Origin of the sequence: Brevibacillus thermoruber 423 (assembly GCF_000454065.1) — a bacterium.
GTDB lineage: Bacteria > Bacillota > Bacilli > Brevibacillales > Brevibacillaceae > Brevibacillus > Brevibacillus thermoruber.
This window is the reverse complement of the sequence record NZ_KE695652.1, coordinates 23,291-45,095: the sequence shown is the minus strand read 5'-3', so window position 1 is coordinate 45,095 and position 21,805 is coordinate 23,291. Positions and strand designations below refer to the sequence as shown.

At 61.2% G+C, this 21,805-nt stretch carries 24 protein-coding genes; 3 read left to right on the top strand and 21 right to left on the bottom strand.

Going from position 1 to position 21,805, the window contains the following annotated elements:
* Nucleotides 1-114: 114 nt before the first annotated feature.
* The 6 genes from M516_RS0114670 to M516_RS0114645 all read right to left on the bottom strand — a co-directional run bounded on the left by M516_RS0114670 (nt 115) and on the right by M516_RS0114645 (nt 6,080).
* Nucleotides 115-2,118, bottom strand: a complete 2,004-nt coding sequence (locus M516_RS0114670) for an oxidoreductase (RefSeq protein WP_029099794.1) — start codon at nt 2,116-2,118, stop codon at nt 115-117.
* A 97-nt stretch (nt 2,119-2,215) separates the two neighbouring features.
* Complete coding sequence (locus M516_RS0114665) at nt 2,216-2,683, bottom strand: hypothetical protein (RefSeq protein WP_029099793.1); 468 nt, start codon at nt 2,681-2,683, stop codon at nt 2,216-2,218.
* Nucleotides 2,684-2,759: 76 nt separating this feature from the next.
* On the bottom strand, nt 2,760-3,074 hold the full coding sequence (locus M516_RS0114660) for a hypothetical protein (protein ID WP_029099792.1): 315 nt from the start codon (nt 3,072-3,074) through the stop codon (nt 2,760-2,762).
* Between the two features lie 210 nt (nt 3,075-3,284).
* Nucleotides 3,285-4,709 carry an LCP family protein gene (locus tag M516_RS0114655; protein ID WP_029099791.1) on the bottom strand — a complete coding sequence of 475 codons (1,425 nt, stop codon included), beginning with the start codon at nt 4,707-4,709 and terminating at the stop codon, nt 3,285-3,287.
* A 229-nt stretch (nt 4,710-4,938) separates the two neighbouring features.
* A complete protein-coding gene (locus M516_RS25640) occupies nt 4,939-5,076 on the bottom strand; it encodes a hypothetical protein (RefSeq protein ID WP_162836717.1) in 138 nt (45 codons plus the stop codon).
* A gap of 53 nt (nt 5,077-5,129) precedes the next feature.
* Nucleotides 5,130-6,080 (bottom strand): carbohydrate kinase family protein, encoded by a 951-nt coding sequence (locus M516_RS0114645; RefSeq protein ID WP_029099790.1) that lies wholly within the window; start codon nt 6,078-6,080, stop codon nt 5,130-5,132.
* Between the two features lie 203 nt (nt 6,081-6,283).
* Between M516_RS0114645 and M516_RS0114640 the strand changes: the two genes are divergently transcribed.
* Nucleotides 6,284-7,510 (top strand): MFS transporter, encoded by a 1,227-nt coding sequence (locus M516_RS0114640; protein ID WP_029099789.1) that lies wholly within the window; start codon nt 6,284-6,286, stop codon nt 7,508-7,510.
* An 84-nt stretch (nt 7,511-7,594) separates the two neighbouring features.
* On the opposite strand, the gene M516_RS0114635 is transcribed toward M516_RS0114640, so the two are convergent.
* The 6 genes from M516_RS0114635 to M516_RS0114610 all read right to left on the bottom strand — a co-directional run bounded on the left by M516_RS0114635 (nt 7,595) and on the right by M516_RS0114610 (nt 13,554).
* A complete protein-coding gene (locus M516_RS0114635; protein WP_420796325.1) occupies nt 7,595-9,700 on the bottom strand; it encodes a YecA family protein in 2,106 nt (701 codons plus the stop codon).
* Nucleotides 9,701-9,743: 43 nt separating this feature from the next.
* The gene (locus M516_RS23555; protein WP_044897784.1) at nt 9,744-10,007 is read right to left on the bottom strand and encodes a hypothetical protein; all 264 of its coding nucleotides are present in this window, start codon (nt 10,005-10,007) and stop codon (nt 9,744-9,746) included.
* On the bottom strand, nt 10,004-11,080 hold the full coding sequence (locus tag M516_RS0114625) for a hypothetical protein (protein ID WP_029099787.1): 1,077 nt from the start codon (nt 11,078-11,080) through the stop codon (nt 10,004-10,006). The genes M516_RS23555 and M516_RS0114625 overlap by 4 nt, the downstream gene beginning before the upstream one ends.
* A gap of 351 nt (nt 11,081-11,431) precedes the next feature.
* Nucleotides 11,432-12,376, bottom strand: coding sequence for a 3'-5' exoribonuclease YhaM family protein (locus M516_RS0114620; protein ID WP_029099786.1), 945 nt, complete (start codon nt 12,374-12,376; stop codon nt 11,432-11,434).
* Nucleotides 12,377-12,394: 18 nt separating this feature from the next.
* Nucleotides 12,395-12,931 (bottom strand): YkvA family protein, encoded by a 537-nt coding sequence (locus M516_RS0114615; protein ID WP_029099785.1) that lies wholly within the window; start codon nt 12,929-12,931, stop codon nt 12,395-12,397.
* Nucleotides 12,928-13,554: a DedA family protein gene (locus tag M516_RS0114610; RefSeq protein WP_029099784.1), complete on the bottom strand. Its 627-nt coding sequence runs from the start codon at nt 13,552-13,554 to the stop codon at nt 12,928-12,930. The genes M516_RS0114615 and M516_RS0114610 overlap by 4 nt, the downstream gene beginning before the upstream one ends.
* Before the next feature lie 338 nt (nt 13,555-13,892).
* Between M516_RS0114610 and M516_RS0114600 the strand changes: the two genes are divergently transcribed.
* The gene (locus M516_RS0114600) at nt 13,893-14,378 is read left to right on the top strand and encodes a DUF2062 domain-containing protein (protein ID WP_029099783.1); all 486 of its coding nucleotides are present in this window, start codon (nt 13,893-13,895) and stop codon (nt 14,376-14,378) included.
* A 151-nt stretch (nt 14,379-14,529) separates the two neighbouring features.
* Here the strand turns inward: M516_RS0114600 and M516_RS0114595 are convergent, their stop codons facing one another.
* Both M516_RS0114595 and nadE read right to left on the bottom strand, forming a co-directional pair.
* Entirely contained in the window at nt 14,530-14,751 is a 222-nt protein-coding gene (locus tag M516_RS0114595; protein WP_029099782.1) for a hypothetical protein, read from the bottom strand.
* Between the two features lie 175 nt (nt 14,752-14,926).
* Complete coding sequence (gene nadE / locus M516_RS0114590; protein WP_029099781.1) at nt 14,927-15,679, bottom strand: NAD(+) synthase; 753 nt, start codon at nt 15,677-15,679, stop codon at nt 14,927-14,929.
* A gap of 120 nt (nt 15,680-15,799) precedes the next feature.
* On the opposite strand from nadE, the gene map reads away from it, so the two are divergent.
* Nucleotides 15,800-16,546, top strand: a complete 747-nt coding sequence (gene map / locus M516_RS0114585) for a type I methionyl aminopeptidase (RefSeq protein ID WP_029099780.1) — start codon at nt 15,800-15,802, stop codon at nt 16,544-16,546.
* An 86-nt stretch (nt 16,547-16,632) separates the two neighbouring features.
* On the opposite strand, the gene M516_RS25635 is transcribed toward map, so the two are convergent.
* The 7 genes from M516_RS25635 to M516_RS25995 all read right to left on the bottom strand — a co-directional run.
* On the bottom strand, nt 16,633-16,803 hold the full coding sequence (locus M516_RS25635) for a hypothetical protein (RefSeq protein ID WP_162836732.1): 171 nt from the start codon (nt 16,801-16,803) through the stop codon (nt 16,633-16,635).
* A 75-nt stretch (nt 16,804-16,878) separates the two neighbouring features.
* Entirely contained in the window at nt 16,879-17,229 is a 351-nt protein-coding gene (locus M516_RS0114575; RefSeq protein WP_029099779.1) for a PspC domain-containing protein, read from the bottom strand.
* Nucleotides 17,230-17,563: 334 nt separating this feature from the next.
* Nucleotides 17,564-17,995, bottom strand: a complete 432-nt coding sequence (locus M516_RS0114570; RefSeq protein ID WP_029099778.1) for a DUF2935 domain-containing protein — start codon at nt 17,993-17,995, stop codon at nt 17,564-17,566.
* Nucleotides 17,996-18,104: 109 nt separating this feature from the next.
* Complete coding sequence (locus tag M516_RS0114565) at nt 18,105-18,725, bottom strand: flavin reductase family protein (protein WP_029099777.1); 621 nt, start codon at nt 18,723-18,725, stop codon at nt 18,105-18,107.
* Between the two features lie 18 nt (nt 18,726-18,743).
* Nucleotides 18,744-19,904, bottom strand: a complete 1,161-nt coding sequence (locus tag M516_RS0114560) for a homogentisate 1,2-dioxygenase (RefSeq protein ID WP_029099776.1) — start codon at nt 19,902-19,904, stop codon at nt 18,744-18,746.
* A gap of 35 nt (nt 19,905-19,939) precedes the next feature.
* Nucleotides 19,940-20,869, bottom strand: a complete 930-nt coding sequence (locus M516_RS0114555) for a fumarylacetoacetate hydrolase family protein (RefSeq protein WP_029099775.1) — start codon at nt 20,867-20,869, stop codon at nt 19,940-19,942.
* Between the two features lie 419 nt (nt 20,870-21,288).
* Nucleotides 21,289-21,805 (bottom strand): RluA family pseudouridine synthase (locus M516_RS25995; RefSeq protein WP_238550982.1); only part of this gene is annotated, 517 nt, incomplete at its 5' end.

Below are 21,805 nucleotides of genomic sequence, written 5' to 3'. Positions count from 1 at the left end.
ATTTGAACAGCGTACTTTCATTTTGCAAAAATTCATGTCCAAATGAAAGTCTTTCGACAAAAGATCCCATAACCCGACATCAGGCCCCTTCCATGCGAAAGCAGGGCGCCTCCCTCAAATCGATCTGCCGATGAGCGCTCCCTCGTAAATCGCCCGCTTGGCGTCAAGCTCTCCCGCCTCTTTGGCGCCCCCGATGAGGTGCACCGGCAGCCGTCCTTTCAGCGCTTCGTACAATCGGTTGTCCGGGATGCCGCCCGCCGCGACCACCACCGTGTCCGCGGGAAGGAGCCGCTCTTCGCCGGCGTGGACGATGCGCACGCCCTCCGGCGTAATCTCCTTGTACTCCACCTGGGTCAGCATCTCGACGCCGTGCCGCTTGAGATTGGCCAGCACCGCCCAGCGCGTCGTCCTGCCCAATCCGGTGCCCACGTGCCGACCGCGGCGGAGCATCCGCACCTGTCTGCCGCTCTGCTGCAGGCGATGCACCTCCTCGGCGTTGAGAATGCCGTACTCCAGCAGGTAGCGGGCGGTCTGCGGTGAGACGCTGTCGTCCTGGACCAGCAGGTGGGAAAGGTCGCAGGCGATGCCCCCCGCCCCGATGATCACCACGCGCCGCCCGACATCCGCCTGCTTTTCAAACACGTGAGCGTAGCTGACCACGTGCGGCAGATCAATGCCGGGAATCTCCGGCCGCCGCGGGATGACGCCCGTGGCCACCACCACCTCGTCAAATCCTTCGGCGAGCAGCGCTTCCGCCTGTGCTTCCACGCCCAGCCGGATCTCCACTCCGAGCAGGCCGAGCTGCGTCCGGTAATAGCGGAGCGTTTCGTTAAATTCCGATTTGCCCGGCACCTGCCGCGCGTAATTGAGCTGGCCGCCGATCTGCGGCCGTTTTTCCATCAGGACCACCTGGTGACCGCGCTCTGCCAGCACGCGGGCCGCTTCCAGTCCGGCCGGTCCCGCTCCCACGACGGCCACCCTTTTCGCGACGGAGGCGGGGGACAGCGTCCATTCCTCTTCCCGGCCGGCCGCCGGATTGACCAGACAGGACGCCGTTTTTCCCTCGAACACGTGATCGAGGCAGGCCTGGTTGCAGGCGATGCAGGTGTTGACTTCGTCAAAGCGCCCTTCCCGGCTCTTGCGGATGATATCCGGGTCGGCCAAAAGGGGGCGGGCCATGGAAACCATGTCGCAGCAGTTGTCCCGCAGGATCGCTTCGGCGTGGCGTACGTCGTTGATGCGGTTGCTGGCGATGACGGGAATCGTCACCGCTTCCTTCACCAGGCGGGCCACCCACACATACGCGCCGCGCGGCACCATCATCCCGATCGTCGGCACCCGCGATTCGTGCCACCCGATCCCGATGTTGAGGGCGTCGGCCCCTGCCTCCTGCAGCATGCGGGCAAACCGCAGCGTCTCGTCCATCGTCGTGCTGTCGGGGATCAAGTCCAGCCCGGACATGCGAAAGATCACCGGATAATCGGGGCCGACCGCCTCCCGGACGCGTCTCATCACCTCCACGCCGAAGCGGGCCCGCCGTTCAAAGTCGCCGCCCCACTCATCGTCGCGCACGTTGGTGACCGGTGAAAGAAATTGATTGATCAAGTATCCTTCGGAGCCCATGATTTCCACCGCGTCAAAACCGGCTTTCCGCGCCCGCACCGCGCCGTCGGCAAACGCCTGCACCGTCATGTCGATTTCTTCGCCGGTCAGCGCACGCGGCCTCGTCCGATTGATCGGCGCCTGCAGCGGTGATGGCGCGACCGGCTCCAGGCCGGTGGCTTCCCGATAAGCGTAACGCCCGGCGTGAAAGAGCTGCAGGGCGATTTTGCCTCCCGCCTGATGCACGGCTTCGGTGATCACCCTCAACGGCCCGATGTGCTCATCCCGACAGACGCTGCAATACTGCTCGCCCATACCGCCTTCCGGCCGGACGGCGGCCCCTCCGGTGACGATCAGGCCTGCCTCTCCGCGGGCCCGCGCTGCGTAAAACGCGGCCAACCGCCGCACGCCGCCCTCCAGCTTTTCCAGCCCAACGTGCATGGAGCCCATCATGATGCGGTTGGGCAGGGTGATCCCCCCGATGCGAATCGGTTCCCAGACGCGTTTTGTTTCCATTTGTGCCCCCTCCTGACAAATCGAATGAATGCTCATTCATTTTGGTTTCCCATCATTTCGGCGGGCACGACCGGTTTTCCTGCTCGCTCCGGCCTGTTTACAGCCGGAGCAATCTGCCCAGGTCGGCCGCGAAGCGATCCAGGGCCTGCCGACACCGTACGTTTGCTTCATTCGTTTCCGGCCCTTCCACCACGAAGTGAAAATCGAGCGTCACGCCGCGCTCGGCGGGAACGCCCGGCTTGAGACTGCGCCGCTTTTCCGTCAGGGAGACCTCCGGCACGATCGCCCGCGCCCGCTCCCACAGACGGGCGGCCGCCTCTGCCTCACCCGCTCCGGGATAGGCGATCTCCGCCTCCACTTCGCAGGCGGCACCGTCGGGCAGCGGAAACAGATGCACGGTCGCGAGCGGCTGTTCGGACTCCTCCGCCGTAGCTGTCACGTACACCATGATCTCCCGCGTCTCCTCGTCCTCCAGCAGGGAATGCTCCGTCCGCAGGATCACGTCGCGGATCACCCCGTGGCCCGAGAGTGCTTGATCCAATGCTTCCATCATGCGCTGCAACACGAACATGCTCCTCCTGTCTTGCTGTGGCTCTTTCCTCTGCAGTATATCACGCCCGCCCGGGCAGCGGAAAACCCCTTCACGAGGAAGGGGTCGGGGTATTCTTGACGTTTTTTTGGTTCACGAACTCCGTCAGCCAGGCGCGCCGGACTTCTTTATTGGGACAAAAGGCGAGGACGTAGCTCTCACCGCGCATGTACTTTTCCTTGATCCACTCTTTATGCTTCCGGAAAAACGCCTGCTGAAAGTCGATCGGCATTTGTTGATACTCTTCCAAGGCTGAGGGGTTCTGGAGAAAAAAATCTTCATCGTAAATGATTTCTTCGTTTTGTTGGCGGCTGATCAGGTATACGAACGCGATCACCAGAAACAGGTTGACTAAAAAAATCGTCATCCAAATCCCTCCCGTCAGCATATTGTCTGAATGATCTGTCTTATCAGTATATTATTATTCTACCATGGTTTTGGTGTTTTTAAACCACCTTGTGCGTTTATTTTGCAAAAAAACTTTTTGTGTGCCGAAAATGGCATCGTCTTCCGCCAGCAAAAAACACCCGGTCTCCCGGGTGTTTTTCTGCTTGGTATTGACATGGTATTGTGGTGACTACGAACTGCTGATCGGCTTGCCGGACGGATCGACAGTTGTCGCTTCCTGCTGCTGGCTGCTTCCCGGCGGCGCGATGTCCGGCGGCGGAGTGGTTCCCGTCGCCGGCGCAGGCACGGGATTGGACGACGGCGTGCCTTCCTGTCCCGTCGCCGGCGGAATAATGTCCGGCGGCGGCGCTGCGCCTGTTTCCGGCTGCGGCTCGGTTTCGGCCGGTGCCTTGGATGGCGTTTCCGCGCTCGGCTTCGGCTTGGCTGGCGGGGTCGCCGGCGCAGCCGTCTCCACCGTCGCGGTTGTGCTCTTTTTGCGCGGTTTGCTGCTGACGGTCACCGTCTCTTCGTCGCTTTCCAGTACGGGGGAGTCGTTCAACTGGGCGACGACACTTCCCGACAGGCCCATTTCCGTCTGCAGGGCGGTTCGGATGGCGTTCAGGTTTTCCCTGGGCAGGTAGGTGTACCCACCTTTCCAGTACGCCCCGTTATCCAGCGTGACCAGGGAAGAGGAGTTGAACCCCTTGAAATCGTAGGCGAGCCCCTTGATCTGCTCTTTGGACAGATCGGTATGGATATGCTTCGCGCCTACGTCCATGATTTTGAAGATTTTCGTCAAGCCGTCCAGCGAAGTGGTCTTGTCCACGACAGCGCGGATGACCTCCTGCTGGCGCCGGTTGCGGTCAAAGTCGGTGGAAAAGTATTTGGTGCCGCGGTTGTCGTGCCGATGGCGGACGTAGCCCAGCGCCTGCTCGCCGTTCAGGAGCTGCAGGCCGGGCTCTAGGTTGATGTGGGTGCCGTCCGTCGGATCGTCGTACACCAGCTTGCGGTCGACGTTGACCTCAATGCCGCCCAGCTCGTCGATGACCGCCTTGAAGCCTTCAAAGTCGACTGCGACGTAGTGCTGGATCGGAATGCCCAGCAGTTCCGTCAGCGTCTTTTTCGTCAGCGAAATGCCGTCTTCCGTCGGCGTTTGGTTGTTCCGCTCCGCCTGCCGGCGCTCCGCCTCCCCGTTGGCGTAGACCGCGTTGATTTTATGGTAGTCCCGGTACCCCGGAATCTTTACCCGGGTATCCCGCGGGAGCGACACCATGGTCACTTTTTTCGTCGCCGGGTTGGCGACGGCGACGATCATCACGTCCGTATTCATCGTCCCTGTCTCCGGGCGCGTATCCCGGCCGAGAATGATAAACGACAGCGGCTTGTCGGAATGGTAGGTAGGGTCCGTGTTTGAAGCCAGCGGCGCAAAGTCGTCCTGCGGTTGTGTTACGGTATCCAGCGTTTGATCGATCTTCCAGTAAACCGCGCCGGCCGCGCCGCCGATCATCAGCAGCATGAACAAGCTGAACAAAAACAGCCGCCTGCGCAGTCTGCGTCGGCGCGCCGGCTTTTTCTTCTGCGCGGAAGCGCGCGTTCTTGCGACAGTTTCAGGCATATGTATCGAACTCCTTGTTTGCTTGGGCAAAAGTTGTGAAAAGATTGAAAAAAACAAGAAAAGTGCTTTTCGACAAGAAGCACCGCATATTTCTTCCTAATAGTAATACTCTGACTTCAGTATTATACCACATCTCTGTCCGTTTTTGTAGAAAAATGTTACCATAACGTGAAACTCCCCCGATCGGCTGTCGATGGGGGAGCGGTTCCTTTTGAACAATTGGATGGATTTATTGACGCCCCTGCGGCGCCTGGCTGAACCCCTGGACGGGGCCTTCGGGCGGCTTCTGCGTCGAGCGGTGCGCGTCTCCGCCGTGCCGCACGCGGCTTTCCTGCTTGCCGTTCAGATCGTTGGACTTCTTTTCCATGTACACTCCTCCTCACTGAAGCTACCGGATAGTGTACGTCACACCGCCGCGTCTCATTCCCGGCCGACGGCATCCCGCGCTTGTGCCGCGTAGGCTGCCGTCCGCTGCCGCAGCGCTTCGTGATCGAGCGGCAGCGAGGCGGCCGCCCGTTCCGCCACGGCCACGCCAAAAGCCGCCTGCTCGGCGAGCGATTCGGTTTTTCCCAGGACAGCGAGCACGCCCGCCGCAAACGCATCCTTGGCGGTTTCGCGCAGTGAGCAATCGGGCTGCGGCAGCCAGAGCGACTCCGTCTGCCGGCACAGATACAGGCCGTTTTCGCCGCACAGCACCATCACCTGCTCGACTCCCTCGTTGAGCAGCAGGCGGGCTGCCGCTTCCGCGCCATCGGCCGAGGCCGCGGGCTTCCCCGTCAGCACTTCCAGCTCGTCCGTGCCGATGACGATCAGCTTGACGCCGTTCAAAAGCCCCCGCCACCGCTCCGCTTTTTTCACGGAGACGGGATCGGCCGCGACAGGTTTGCCCAGGCGCTTCCCTTCCTCCACAAAACGGCGGATGACCGGCTGCGGCAGGTTGGCGTCCAGAAACAGGCCGGATGCCTGCTGCAGCCGCTTCACGCCGTCCTCCACCATCTGCTCCGTCCACGCCTCGTTCACCGCCATGTCGGAGATGGCCGCGAGCAGTTCGCCGTCGGCGGCGCGGATGGCCAGATAGCGCCCCGTCCTGCCGCCGGGAACGCGGACCATCCCGTTGGTCGCCACGCCGCTCTGCGCCGTTGTCTGGCGCAGCCATTCCCCTTCCGCATCTTCGCCGACCAGCGCGAACAGCAGCACTTCTTCTCCCAGCCGCGCCAGGTGGTCAGCCACGTTGCGCGCCACTCCGCCCGCCGTCTGGCGTACGGTGCCCGGATTGCTCGTTCCCGGCAGCAGTCCGGCGGATGTGATCCCCTGCACGTCCACGTTGGCTCCCCCTGCGCACACCCAGTATTCCTTCATGCTTCCCAGCATTTCAGCAGCCCTCCCTCGTCGCCATTCCCTGTCTGAATGAGTTCCCTTACTCATTCGACACCATCCTGTTTTTCCCTACCGGAGATGGAATGGGCGTCCGCGTGCACGTGTATGCCGAGTCGGCATATGATCGGTGTTCAGTAGTGACGGCCGCCGCAAACAGTGCTACATTTAAGAGCAAAAACGATCACGGAGATGACCCTATGAGTGCCCATACCGGCAGTGTTAACGCTTCTGTGGCGGTACATGCCGCTCCCACGGTGTACCGCATGTTGTTTGCGATCAGCCTCGTCCACCTGCTGAACGACAGCCTGCAGGCGGTCATTCCCGCCCTGCTGCCTGTTCTCGAAGCCAACCTGGCCCTGACGTATACCCAGGTGGGCATGATCCTGCTGGTAATGAACCTGACGTCCTCCGTTCTCCAGCCGGTCGTCGGGTACATTTCTGACCGCAAGTCGCGGCCGTACATGCCGCCGGTCGCCCTCTTGGTCTCCGGGCTCGGCATGCTGGCGCTGGCCCTCGCCAGCAATTACTACGTCGTGCTGCTCGCCGTCGCCTGCGTCGGCATCGGTTCGGCCGTCTTTCATCCGGAAGCCTCGCGGGTCGCCCACCACGCCTCCGGCTCCCGCCGGGGATTGGGACAGTCCATTTTTCAGGTGGGGGGCAATGCCGGCCAGGCGCTCGCGCCGCTGATGACCATTTTGATCTTCAAACAGTTGGGCCAGCCGGGCGCAATGTGGTTTCTGGTCCCGGCGGCTGCCGCCAGTGCGGTGCTGGTGTACGTCGCTCTCTGGTACCAGGGACAGCAGCGCGCCAAAAAAGCGGTCGCCGCGGCCATCGCCTACACCCACCGCAACAAGCGCCTGGTCGCCCTGGGCCTCTTGGTCCTGATCGTCAGCATCCGTTCCTGGATGAATGCGGGCTACCAGAGCTTCTACCAGTTTTACCTGATGGACACCCGGCACATGAGCTATGACAGCGCGCAGTTCTGCGTGTTCGGCTTCCTGCTCGCGGGCGCGATCGGCACCTTTTTGGGCGGCCCGATTGCCGACCGGTTCGGCAAACGCAACCTGCTGATCGTCTCCACGCTCGGCGCTCTGCCGCTGACGCTCCTGACACCGTACGTGTCCGGTTTCTGGATTTATCCTGCCTTGTTCCTCAGCGGTCTGGTCATGCTGTCCAGCTTTTCCGTCACCGTCGTCTACGCCCAGGAACTGCTGCCGGGACGCATCGGCACCGTCTCCGGCCTGATCATCGGCCTGGCCTTTGGCATGGGCGGCATGGGCGCGCTGGTGCTTGGGTACCTGGCCGACCTGTACGGCATTGCGTCCGTCATCACGCTCTGCTCGCTCATGCCGCTGATCGGCGCCCTCGGCCTGCTTCTGCCCAAGGATCAGACCCTGCGTGCCTGGGCGCGCGGCGAACAGTGAGCGCGGGACACGAAAGCGGCGCCGCAAAAGCGAAATCCCCCGGGGCGTTCTGCCCTCGGGGGATTTTTTCTGCTGTGATGCGGGTTACACGGGAACGCTGGTAGTGACACCCAGCAGTTGGGATACAGCCGGCGGATACAGCTCGGGTGTCCCGTACAGACACCAGGTGCCGTCCTTGGTTTGGCCGATCAGCCCGGCGATCGTCCAATGGGGCGCCAGCGCGTCGGCCGCCTCTGCGGCAAGCGACAGCCGGATCGTTTCGCCGCCCGGCCGTTTCACCAGCCAACCGTCTGTTTCCCGGCCGATCAGCACGAGGTGTTCTTCCGCCACCTGCTTGGGCCCGTCAGCGCCAAACAGATGCTGGTGCGCCTCTTTTTCCAGGAGGCCGCGCAGGCGGTACGCCTCCGGCAGCGCCTCTTTCAACTCGCCGAACAGCGGCTGCATGGCGGCGGCAATCGCCGTGCCGTACTGCTTGTCCAGCCACTTGAAAAAGGCCATCAGCACCGACAAGAGGTTGCCGGCCAGCGTCTTGGTCGCCGCGTCCACGCGGGTAAAGATGTCGTGGACGAGGAAGTACGCCACGTCTTCCTGCCGAAGCTGCTCCCAGGAAAAGGACGGGCCAAACGCGCTGCGGACAAAGGTGCGGAAGTTGCTCATCGCTTCGTCGTACTTCTTGACCGTCGCTTCCGACTTGCCCTCGGTCATTTCCACCACAAAGCGGTTGATGTCGGCCAGCCGCTCCGGCTGCACCGTATAGACGCTCTCCGGCAGTCCTTCGATCAGGGGACGGCTGAGCAGGTTGGCCACGTGCAGGGTGTCGTTCGGCAGCGCCAGCCGCGGCTTGAGCGTATCCAGGTGGATGAGCCGGGCCAGACCCTGGCCGGACTGGCCGTCCCGCTCCAGGTGATCGATCAGTTCCCGGAGCTTGTGTTGCAGCGGCTCGCTTGCGGAGGCGGCTGCCAGCGTGGGAGCCAGACCGTCCAAGGCTTCATGCGGGGTCACGAGCCACTTTTCCGTAAAATAGGCGCGCATCGCCCACTGCAGAACGTTGGACGGCAGCATCGGCTCGCTGGTGACAAACAGCGTGCCTTTCGCCAGCTTGGAACCGGTGGACGTCAGCACGCGAATCTCTTCCTCGGCGGCTTCGCCGGGAAGCTGCAACAGCGACGCCACTTCGTCAAGCTGCGCCGGATAGCCTTCCACCCATGCCGTTTTGTCCTGCAGGATCACTTCGGCCTGCACCTCGTACAGCTCCAAGAGCGCATCCTTGAGCGCCGGAAAGAGATGCTCTTCCTTGCGCGGGGCGTACACCCAGATTTCCCGGCTGCCTTCCCGCTTTTTCAACTCAAACGCCCGCTGCGAATCGATCGCCTGACGAAGCCGGTCCATGTGCGGAATCGCGTAGATGCGCCGGGTAAGGCCGGCGCTGCGGCTGCCGCCCTCCGACTCGCCAAAGGCGACGATGAATCGGTACAGCGAGGTGGTGTAGGTGCGCTTTCCGGAGTCGGCCGCCGCTTCCACCACTTCCGGATGTTCGCCCAACCACTCCACCAACGCGGGCTTTACATGCGGCTGCAGGATGATGCTGCCCGCGAACAAAAGATCACGGAGCCCCAGATTGAGCAAACGGCCCACAATGATCTGGCCAGGCTGCATGTTCAGGGGGCTGGTTCTCAGCACATAGCGCGTCTCGCCGCTGAGCGGATGGCGGACCGTCAGCACGTCCCGTTCCACCTGCACGATCTCGTAGGCGTTCAGGTGCAGGCGGGTGAAGGAGCGGCGCAGATCCGGGTCCATCCGGCGGCCGTGCTGCTTCAGGTAGCTTTCCAGCACGGTTTCGCCGTTGGTCTTGACGTCAAGGACGAACCAGTTGAAAAAGTGGGCCGCCCACTCCGGCTGCATGACGCTCTCATCCGACAGCCCGACGTCCGCGGCAAAGCGCTCCCGTGCCTTTTGAACCGTTTCGCTGCTGACCTGGCCGGCGACGAAGTGGTTCAGCCGTTCCACCCAGGCTGCGTACTCCTTCTGCAGCTTTTGTTCGTGTCGGCTGCGCAGCTCCGTGATCGGCGTCACGATCCCACAGCATTTTTTGTATTTTTTCCCGCTTCCACAGGGGCAAAGATCATTTCTTCCTACAGACATAAGGGGTTTGGATCTCCTTTCATTCCCGCCGCGGCATGCGCGGGGAATCTAGCGCAATCCCCCTATATATACCGCATTTCTTATCAGGTGTTCAAGTGTTCTCGTTTCGGTCATGAGCGATGCCCGCCTCTGCGGACGACTCCCACTGGGCGATAAACTGCTCCAGCCGGTTTATCAGCGCGACGATGCGCTGCTTTTCGCTCATGCAGTCGGCGATGGCGGAAAGCTGATTCGCGGCGAACAGTTCCACCACTTCCCGTTCCATTTCCTGTAGGCGAATCCGATAACGCGCGATGATCTTGCGCAGCAAGGAAAACCTCTGCTCAAACCGGATCATGGCCTCCAGATCGCTCATTGCTGTTCCGCAGCCGCCAGCACTTGCTGAATGCCAAGTGCGATCTGCTCGTTTTTATGTTTCTCTTTCATCAGCACTTCTATCGCCTGCATGTTGCTTTGCTGAAAATGGGCCACCACTTCCTGGGCCATCTCCGCACTGCGTGCCTCCAGACGTCCCAGCGCCTGGCGAAGCAGTTGCTGCACTTCTTCAAGAACCGATTGGTTTTGTACGGTATTCATGGACAGTTCCTCCTCAAAGTGAAGTTGCTCGTGTACTTCGTGATGGGGGTGTGTTTCGTTTCGTTCGCGCTGCTCCTCGCGTCCCTGCTGCGCGTCCGTGGGCTGCGGCCGGGAATCGTCGGACAGCCCCGCGTCTATCGTACCGGCGGCTGTTTGGCCTGCTTCTGCAGGATCTGCGTCCGGCTCCGCTTCTTCCGCTGTCTCCACGGCTGCGGCCGCTTCCAGACCGGCATGCTTTTCCTCTTCGTCGCCGTCGCGGGCGATTATGTACAAGGTCTCGCCGTCCAGACGAAACCGGTCGTCCAGCGCCGGCAAAAACATCGCGTCGACCGCCACGCCCGCTTCCTGCTCCAGAAAATGGTGAACGGAACGGGCCGCCACCTGGGTGATGCCGTTGGCGCGGCAGAACGCGTACACCTGGTCGTTGGCCAGCGTCCACTCCGCCAGAAACCAGCGGGCATCGCCCTGGTACTGGACGAAGCGGGGATCCCGCTCCAACTGCAGCATGCGCATGATCTGATTCCAGCCGAACTGGGTCTGGCGGCGAAGCTCTGCCGCTATTTGTTCCAACGTTTTGGGCGTATGGGTATCACGCACAAAACGGTACGCCAGATCAAACAGTTGATGGGGCTGGTAGGTCAATTCGATGATCGCCTCGGAACGCCCAACCCGCACCGGTGACTGATCCATCCGCAGCACCTTGGCGAGCAGGGCGCTGCCGTCCATGCCGAAGCCGGTTATCAGCCCGCTCGCTTCCAGACGGGAACAGATCTCCTCGCGGGGAAGGGAGCGTTCGCCAGACCGAAACACCTTTTTGATGATACTCGACAGGGTATAGGTTGGCCGTTTCATAAACTTACTCCTTCTACGCTATTGGCAATGGTCTGCCAAGCAAATGGGAATCAAGATGGGTATTCGACACCTGCGGGAAAAATCCTACTGCGGCCAAAAGTGATTGTCTATTCGGTCTGTTTCAAAAATGAAAAAAACGAGCGGATCCGATCCGCTCGTCAGTGTGTAGACAAAGTAACTGCTGAGGGGAGAAGCACGTTTCCGGCATCCGCTCCGTGCTTTCCCCACCGAACACAAGCTAACGCTCGCGTTCGGCGCGGCCCAGTTTACGCCCAGCAAGGAAGCACAGACTGCACGCTCCGCACCTCCGGCTTGCGCAAGCGGCAGTCGCTTTTGCCTGACTCGTCGATTTTAATAGCCCCGCCACACCTTTCGCCTCAAGGCGCCGGCGTAGGCCCACTCCTCGTCCCCCATCTCGGCCAGCGCCTGGCCCAGGGCGTTCATCTTGCTGTCGATCTGGTCGAGATAGTGGAACAGCACGGCTGTGGGCGTCTTGCCGGAGACGGCGCTGCCCCACCCGTTTTCCACATCGCCGTGATGGCTCAGGATGCAGTGCTTCAGATGCAGCACTTCGGGATCTCCGAGGGGAATTCCCCGCTTGCGGCAGATGCCGCTGACGATCTCCGCTCCCATCACCAAATGGCCGATCAACTGCCCGGGGGTGGTGTAGTCGGGCGCGATCGGGTCAGACAGCTCGTACAGCTTGCCGATGTCGTGCAGAATGCACGTGGCGTACAGCACGTCCCGGTCCACCTGGGGGTAGAGCGGCAGCAGCCGCTCGGCCGCGGCCAGGAGCGAGACGATGTGCTCCAACAAGCCGTGGTAGTAGTTGTGGTGCATGCGCACACCGGCCGGATAGCAGCGCAGGCGTCCGCCGATCTCTTCGTCGGCGAGCGCCTCCGTCACGATCGCGCGCAGCGACTCGCTTTTGATCCCGCGAACCGCCTGCTGCAGCTTCTCCCAAAGCTCGTCGGCGGGGATCGGCGAGACCGGCACCAGCGACTCCATCAGCACTTCGTCGGCCGAGGACGCGAGCCGCACCCGCTGGATGACCAACTGCTTTTTCCCCCGGTAGACCTGCACCGTCGCGTCGATTTTGATGACGGATTTCACCTGGATGGCTTCCTTCAGTTCCGGGGTGACATCCCACAGTTTGGCGGCAATCGTGCCGGAGCGGTCCCCCAGCTCCAGGTTGAGGTATTCGCTCTGGTTGCTGGCGACGCCCACCTCTTTGCTCTTTACCAGACAAAACGTGACAACCCGTTCTCCCTCTTGATAATCAAGCAGATATCTCATCTGTTTGCCCTTCCTCGTCTATTTTTTGCGAAACAGGGTTTCTTCGATCTTGCGCACCAGTTTTTTGCCGACCAGCTCGTCAGCCGATTTGACCACCTTGGTAATCACCTGCAGCAGATCCTCTTCCCCGTTCCAGTGTTCGCGCACGATCGCCTCGTCCACGTCGACGAGGATGCGCCGCAGCGCGTACACCGCCAGCACGACGTCATCGAGCAGTCCGAAGGTGCCCGTCAAGGCTTCCGGTATGAAGTCGATCGGCGTGATGAAATAGGCCACGGCAATCCCGGCCACCGCTTTCGCCTGAACGCCGACGCGCTTGTCCAGCAACAGCCGTGCCAGCAGCACAAACAGATCGGGTGCCAGCAGGATGTACGCGGCTGCCTTTTCGCTGCCTCCCTTTTCGCGAATGAAGGCCTCGATCTTCGCCCGCAGCTTGTCGTAAAAGCGCTGGTGCTGCTCTGGCAGTTTCACCGGCACCGGCTCGGATGGCCGCCGGACGGCGGGCATCCGCTCGTCGCGCAGCCGTTCGTCTTGATGGCGCTGCTCTTCGTTCATGGCAATTCCTCCCGTTTCGTTTTTGCGGCCGCCTTGCGCTTGCGCCAGTAGGACCAGAAGGCGATGACGGCAAGCAGGGTCAGGAAGAAGACTGCCAGGTTGCGCGCGATCAGCGCGAACAGTTCCTCCCAGCGCTCTTCCAACTGCCAGCCGACAGTGACGAACAGGGCGCTCCAGAACAAGCCCCCCGTGTAGGTATACAGCATGAACGTCGGAAACGGAAGCCGGGTGATGCCGGCAAAATAGGCGGTAAACTGGCGGACGCCGGGAATGAAGTAGCCGAGCGGCAGCGCCCACTTGCCCACGCGGTTAAACCAGTCTTCCGTCTTGCGGTAAAGCGCGTAGCCCAGGCCGAATCGCTTCCCGTACCGCTCGACAAAGGCGAATCCCAGCGTCCTGCCGATCCAGTACGCCGTGGTCATCGCCGTTATGGACCCCAGAAAACAGACGAGAAACGTGGGGACGTACTTCAACTGGCCGGTGGAGACGAGAAACCCGGAAAAGACCAGGAGCGTTTCCTCCGGCAGGGGCATTCCGAGAATTCCCAGAAAAAACAGGCCAAACAAGGCGCCGTACCCGTATTGCGAGATGTATCCGCCAAAAACTGTTACGATTTCATTCAAGATGTTTTCACCACATTTCGAGCTAGTCCCCTCTTTCCATTCATTATGCCAAAAGAAAAGGCGGGGGACAAATGGCTGTGATTCATTTCCAAGGAGGGCGGGAGCAGCTTCTCGGACAGTGGTTGGCCGCGCCAGGCACGCGCGCCGTTTTGCTGGAAAGATTTTTCGGTATGCGGCAGGCAGAGCGCCCACCCGCGCCACGACAAAGGTTTGACGCCTTTTTTTGGCCCGTTGTCAAAAAATGACGAATTTTAAGGGTTCGCGCCGTGGCTTTCCCACTCGCTTTTCGCTATAATGAGTGGGAGTATGGAAATGGGATAAATGAGGGACAAGCCAGCATGTGGAAAAAAATCTACCGCAAGTTGAAATACGAGTACTACAAGCTGATCCGGATGAAAGGGGCGCCCTCTTTTGTCGCCCGGGGATTCTCCGTCGGCATTTTTGTTGAGTTCATCACCCTGCCTACCTTTGGTCTGGCGTTTCTCCTGCTGTTTCCGCTGGTAAAGCTGTTTCGCTGCAGTTTGCCCGCCGGATTGATCGGCTTCGTGATCGGAAAAATGATCCTGCCAATCTTCATGGTGCTGAATTTCAAACTGGGCTACTCCATCATCGGCAGACCGCTGCATGAACATCTGAAGCACAACAACGAGCCGTGGGCGAACTGGATCGCCTGGATGAAGGAAAAAGGGCTCGCCTATTTTACCGGCAGCGCGATCATGGGTTTCGTCGTCGCCATCGGCAGCTATTTCCTCGTCTACTCCGCCCTGCAGTGGTACCGGCGAAAGCGGGCCCGCCGCTCGCTTGCCAAACGGCAGACGCCGTAAGCCGGAGAGCGGGGCGCGTCCCCCTAAGCGGGATGGATCCGAAAAAAACAAGACCGGTTCCGACAGTTTTGTCGACCCGGTCTCTTTTTTTGACGTTGACGGCAGCCGGCTGGCGCAAGCGGGCCGTCAATCGAAGCGCTTTGTCACAGGGTTACGCGAAAAAGCCCTTTTCCCGCAGTTGTTCCATGATTTCGGCAACGGTCAGGTTTTGCTGCAGCAGATTCATGGTAACGTCCACCTGCTCGTGAGACAGGCCGTTAGCCCACAGGCTTTCGCGGATCAACACGTCGTTGGGACGGCGGAAGTAAGCCTGCAGGGTCCGCAACACGCGTCCTTCCAGAGACGTTTTCAGCATCAGTTCTGTTGTCGACATCTGTTCCACCTCTTTCCTAAAGAGATCCGTGCATACCTTCTATTATCGTACAAACAGGGCGAAGAATCAACGACTTCCCCTTTTCTCCTGCCTTTTCTGGCCGATGCGCGGCCGCGAACAGACAGCCGCCGAACGGAGAGGCACCGACGTCCGCGGTGATTCCACTGCCCCCTGTCTAAATTTCCGGCATCGGACGCCGCTTGTGTTCGGAGATCCGGTGCAGGTAATCGATCCGCTTTTTGGCCTCCGGGTCCGTCTCGCCCGTGATCAGCAGGCGGTCCAGATCTTCGTACGAAAAGCCCATCTCCTTCTCGTCCGTCTGCCCTTCCCACAGGTCGGCGGACGGCGCTTTGGTCAGGATGGACTCCGGCACGCCCAGTTCGCGCGCCAAAATGCGCATCTCGTGCTTGGTCAGGCTGGCCACCGGATTGATGTCGGCCAATCCGTCGCCGCCCTTGGTCATGTAGCCGACGTGGATTTCGCTGCGGTTGCAGGTATCCACCACCAGATAGCCCTTTTGGTTGGCAATCGCGTACAGCGTGGTCATGCGCAGCCGCGCCTTGGTGTTTCCTTTGGTTTTGTCGTCAAGGGGAAGCACTTTTTCGATCGCCGGCACGATCGCGTCGTACGCCGGTCCGAGGTCGACGGTCACCAACCGAAGACCGATGGCGTCCGCCAGCTTTTGGGCGTCCTCCGCGTGAACGGCCTGAGAGTACGCCGGCATCCACACTCCGATCACCCGCTCCCTGCCCAGCGCCCGTACGCAGAGAGCGGCGGTTACCGCACTGTCAATGCCGCCGGAGATGCCCACGACAGCGCCGCCCAGCCCGGGTCCGTCAATCTGCTCGCGGATAAAGGCCACGCGCTTTTCCAGATCTTCCTTCACATGAGCCTGGTAGTGAGCCAGGTGCTCTTGAAACTTGTCCATGCCCAGTACCCCCATCTTCACTGTCTCTTCCCCATCCTACCACGCGGAAATGACTGTGGCAATCGAGGGCAAAGAGGTCTACACTAATAACGAGAACAACGGAACACAAGGAGAGAACCAATGATTATCCTCAAGACACCCGAAGAAATCGAACGGATGAGGGCGGCCGGCAAAATTCTCGCCGCCTGCCACCGCGCTCTGGCCAAACGGATTCGCCCGGGGATCACTCCCTGGGAGATCGACCAATTTGTCGAGCAATTTCTCGCGGAACACGGAGCCACTCCCGAGCAGAAAGGGTACCAGGGCTACCCCTATGCCACCTGCGCCTCCGTCAACGACGTCATCTGCCACGGGTTTCCCACAAAGGAACCGCTGAAAGACGGCGACATCGTGACGATCGACATGGTGGTAAACCTGAACGGATGGCTGGCCGACTCCGCCTGGTCGTACGCCGTGGGGAACATCTCCCCCGAAGCGAAGCGGTTGCTGCAGGTGACGGAAAAAGCGCTTTATCTGGGCATTGAACAGGCTGTCCCGGGCAACCGCGTCGGCGACATTTCCCACGCGATTCAAAGCTATGCCCAGGCGCAGGGCTATTCCGTCGTGCGCGACTTCACCGGTCACGGAATCGGCCAACAGATGCATGAAGAGCCGTACATTCCCCACTTCGGACCGCCGGGACGCGGCCCCCGTCTGAAAGAAGGCATGGTGATTACGATCGAGCCGATGCTGAATGCGGGCAGCTACCACGTCAAGATCGACGAGGACGGCTGGACGGCCCGGACCCGCGACGGCAAGCTGTCCGCCCAGTACGAGCACACGATCGCGATTACCGCCGACGGTCCCGTGATTCTGACCCGGCAGTGACGGTTGACCCGGCAGTGACGGCTGCGAAAAAAGCGGCAGCTCCCTGAGCAAGGGGGCTGCCGCTTTTTGGCCTATGGGTTTTGCGTTTAGCGCTGCGCGCTGTTCGCGTAGCGGTTCATAAGCGCTTCCAATTCCTGCACGTCTTTTTCCAGTTCGCGGATGTCCTCTTCAATCAACCGCTTCACATGCTGTTTTTCCCGCAGAATCTTGCGGGTCTGTTCCAGCCTCTGCTTCATGTCGAACACGCCGAGATACACTGCTTTCCCCTCCCCACCCTATGTAAAGGTTCCACCTTACATGATATGAGGAAGTACGCAAATGTTGCCGGTTTCTTATACCCCTTTCCATTTCGCCAATTCGGCGCGAAGGCGGTGCACTTCCTGCATCAGGGCCCGTTTTTCCAGGCGCTCAATCTCGCTGTCCAGGTCGGACCCGTATCCTCGGCCGGCAAACAGCGGATCGTACGGATCGTAGGCGTCGTGTCCGTACGGCCAGGCCGGCTCTTTTGGCATGATAAACGCGAGCAGCGCGTAAATCAACAGCGGCACGCCGGTGAACACGGTGAGAATCACCACCCCGACACGCACCAGCGTGGGATCCACCCGCAGGAATTGGGCGATGCCTCCGCACACGCCAAACAGGCGTTTATCGCTGCGGGATCGGTATAAACGTCTTTCCATCATGACATTCCTTCCTCTCTGTATCCGTTTCTGCTGGTACTTCCAAGATACCCGAAAGAAAGGACGCCCAAAACTGGCCCCAGGGGGATTTGTCCTCCGTCCCCGGACGGAGGCCGGCTCCGTCCCGTGAGGCCCCTGTGCTTTTCCGGCTGATGGTGCCGCCGGTTTCCTCCGGTCCCTGCCGCATGAAACGGCCTCGTCAGGTCCGCGCTGCGGATGAGGGTCTGGAACTGAACGCCCCCCTACGGGACGCCCGCCAACACCGGAACAGCCGGCGAGTACGATCGACCGCTCCGGCCGGATGCCGTCTTCCTCTGCCCCGGCTGGGAGCAGCGGGCTAGATCAGCGCCTTGGCCGTCAGCGCTTCGGAAATGCCGATGAAGTATTCCGATTCGCGGCGGATGTGGTTTAACACCGCCAGCGCCGTGGGATTGCTGCGAAACGCCGGACTGGTGAAGCCCATCTGATTCAGCAGGCCGATAAACTGCTGGCTCTGGTTCATGGCAAACGTGACCAGCTCCCTGATTTGCCGCATGAGCTGATCATTCACCCGGTTGCCGGAACGGATGACCGCCTCGATGTAGCGGACAAACAGCGCCTGTGTCTGGGAAAACGCCTGCTCCCACTCGGCGAGCGCCTGGACGAACTCCTCCTCCAGATTGGGCACCAGTTCGCGCAGCACGGTGGTGTGCTCACTCTCCTGCAGTTTCCAAAACTCACCCTCGTCCAAGATCCGCAGCGGCATCTTTTCGTCGTAATGAAATTGCACGCATACTCCTCCTTTATGCTTTGCCCGGAAGGGTCCACCACAGTCTATGTGACAATGGCGGAAGCGTGCCTTTACCTCAATGAATCAGACCGTTGGAGAGTCCAACGGTCTATTCCCGCTTCGGTTGATAAATCGGCCGCGGCCGTTCAAACAACTCGCCCAGCGTAGCGTACCAGTGGCCGGCCAGGCGGCTGACGGGGGAGAAGGCGCCGATGTCGATCCTGCCGTCCTGGTAGAGGGAATCGTCGATGTGGACGTGCACCACCTCGCCGATGATCAGGTCGGCCGCAGCCGGCTCGCCCAGCGTCACGATGCGGTGCAGCCGGCACTCAAAATGAATGCGCGACTCGCCCAGGCGCGGCGGGCGGACGGCGGCGGACGGCTGTTCGGTCAGCCCCAGCTCCGCCACCTCGCTCACCTCCGGCGGGTAGTCGGCGGAGGTCTGATTGACCGCGTCCACGTTGAACACGTCCGCCATGTTGACGACAAATTCCTTCGTCTCTGCGATGTTGCGGGCCGTGTCTTTCATCACGCTGCCCGGCCTGCGCATGACCGCGACGGAAACCAACATCGGATCGATGCTGGCCACGTTGAAGTAGCTGAACGGCGCGGCGTTGACCACGCCGTCTGCGCTGAGGGACGTGACCCAGGCGATCGGCCTCGGCACGACCCCGCCGATCAAGAGCTTGTATTTGTCCTGGCGCCCGATGGCGCTGATGTCGATTTCCATGCGAATCCCCTTTCCTGTTTACTCCCGGAGCGGAAGCCAGCTCGCCATGTAGTCCGGGTCCTCGATGCCAAGCGCCTGGCGCGTCACCCTGAGCGGCTTGAACGTGTCCAGCATGACCGCCAGTTCCCTGGTTTCCGTTTTGCCGATGCTCGCTTCGATCTTGCCGGGATGGGGACCGTGCGGGATGCCCATCGGATGCAGTGTGAGGGAGCCTTCAAAGATCCCTTTGCGGCTCATGAACTGGCCGTCCACGTAGTAGAGCACCTCGTCGCTTTCCACGTTGCTGTGGAAGTACGGCGCCGGAATCGCCTGCGGGTGGTAGTCGTACAGCCGCGGCACAAAGGAGCAGACGACGAAGTTCTGTCCGGCAAACGTCTGGTGGACCGGCGGCGGCTGGTGAATCCGTCCCGTGATCGGTTCAAAGTCGTGAATGCTGAGCGCGTACGGATAGAGGTAGCCGTCCCAGCCGACCACGTCAAAGGGATGAAAGTCAAACAGGTAGCTGTACAGGACGGACTGCCGCTTGACGCGCACCTCGAATTCGCCTTCTTCCACGTGCGTCTCCAGCCGCTCAGGAGCGCGGATGTCCCGCTCGCAATACGGCGAGTGTTCGAGAAGCTGCCCGTGCTCGTTGCGGTAGCGCTTGGGCGGCACGATGTCGCTTTGCGATTCGATCACCAGAAAACGGCTGGCGGCGGACGGCACGACCCGGTACGTGGTGCCGACCGGGATCACCAGATAGTCGCCCTGCCGGTAGGAGATGGTGCCGAAGATGGTCTCCAGCTCCCCTTCCCCCTGGTGGACAAACAGCAGTTCGTCCCCGTCCGCGTTGCGGTAAAAATACGTCATCGGCTCGGTCGGAGCGCAGACGCCCAGCACCACGTCACTGTTGCCCAAGAGGTACTGCCGGCCCGAAACCGGATCGCCCCCGGCCTTCAGATCAAAGGTTTTGAAATGCTGGTGCTTGAGGTCCGCCTGCTCCACGTACTCCGGCTTCATCTCGCCGTATCTGCGCGTCGCGCGCACCTGTGTCGGCGGATGATGGTGGTACAAAATCGACTGGATGCCGGAGAAGCCTTTGGTGCCCATCACTTGCTCGCGGTACAGCTCGCCGTTCGGCTTGTAAAAGGTGGTGTGCCGCTTTTTCGGCACGTCCCCCATGCGATGGTAAAAGGGCATCAAATCCTTCCTCCTTTTCGTGTTTTGCTGAACCTTTATTCGGTGATGACGTTTCGCAGAACGCCCAGCCGCTCCACTTCCAGCTCCACCACGTCCCCCGGCTGCAGCCACGGGCAGCGCTCTGGCCCCAGTTCCAGGATGCAGCCGGTGCCCACCGTGCCCGAGCCGATCACATCGCCGGGATAGAGCGGACAATCGGCGGAAGCCCGGGCGATCATCTCGGCGAAGGTGTAGTGGATGTCGGCAAAACGGCCGCGCGAGTACTCCACGCCGTTTACCCTGGCGACCATGGCAAGATCGTACCGGCTCCCGCTCCCGCCGGGGATGCGGACGTCTTCCAGCTCGTCGGGAGTGACCAGCCAGGGCCCCATCGACGTCGCGAAGTCCTTTCCTTTCGCCGGCCCCAGCCCCACCTTTACTTCTTCACGCTGCACGTCGCGGGCGCTCCAGTCGTTCAGGATGCAGTAGCCGGCGATGTGCTCCTCCGCCCGCTCGACGGGAATGTCCACGCCCCCTTTACCGATGACGCAGGCCACCTCCAGCTCGTAGTCCAGCCAGCGCGCCGCCTTGGGCCGCTTCACCGCCGCTTCGGGGCCGACGAAGGCGGCGGCGTTGGAAAAGTAAAAGACGGGAAAGCGGTACCACTCCGGGATCATATCCAGACCGCGGCGGCCGCGCGCCGTCCTGACATGCGCCTCAAACGCGTAAAAGTCGCGAAAGCTGCGGGGGCGGGGCAGGGGAGAACCCAGCACGGCCTGCTCCGCCGGCACCGCGCAGGCAGCCGCGTCCGCCTCGTGGTCCAGACGCTCCAGCCGCTCCCGCCAGCGCTCCCACTCGTCCAGCAGGTCCAGCACGGAAGCAGGGGCCTCCGGAATCGCCTGCGCGATGTCGATCACGAAACCGCTCCGAAACAAACCCGCCCGCCAGTCTCCCTGCCCGCCGCGACGATACGACACCAGTTTCACGTACATCCCTCCTCGCCACACCATTGTTCATATGCCTGCGCTTCCGCTTTTTTGGCAGCGCCGCCCCTCGCCGGCGCCCCTGTCGGGCTAGGGACGGCACACAAAAAGCCCAGCTTACCCCCAAGCCGTCCCGACTGCATGCGAAAACAGGGCAATCCGCTGTTGCCAATGCAAGTCAGGACAGGTGTCGGGCGCAAGCTGGGCTCTGTCCGCTACCGAAGAAAACCTTGCGGGCGTTCCCCCGCAGACAGCCAGCCATCGTAAAGTGCTGCCGCTCTTCTCTTGTCTGTCTCTATCCCCATCATAACGGAAACGCTTTCCTTTCGCCAGAGGAAATTGACGGAATCTTGACACTTCTCTGCCGACGCGTACGCTCCCCTCGCCCCTGTGCGCGTCAGGGGAGCCGTACGTCTGTCTGTTTAGTCCCGGTGTCCGAAAACACGAGCCGCCAGCTCCTGCATGTCAGCCGGAAGCGGTTCGCTCCACTCCATCGCCCACCCGCTGCGCGGATGGACAAACGACAGTCTGGCCGCGTGCAGCGCCTGACGACCGATGCAGGTCCGGCTGCCGCCGTACAGGTCGTCTCCCGCCAGCGGATGGCCGAGATGGCTCATGTGGACGCGGATCTGGTGCGTTCGACCCGTCTCCAGCTTCAGCTCCAGCCAGCTCATCCCGCCGCCCCTCGCCAGCACCCGGTAACGGGTGACCGCCGGCTGGCCGTCCGGCCGCACCTCGCGCACGATGATCGAATCGTCGCGCAGGCCAATCGGAGCGTCGACCGTGCCTTCCTCCTCGGCCACCTCCCCCTCGACGATCGCCTGGTACCAGCGGTGCAGCGTCCGCTCTTTCTGCATGCGGCTGAACTGCTCGTGGGCCCATTGGTTTTTGGCGACGATCAACAGGCCGGACGTGTCCTTGTCCAGCCGGTTGACAGGG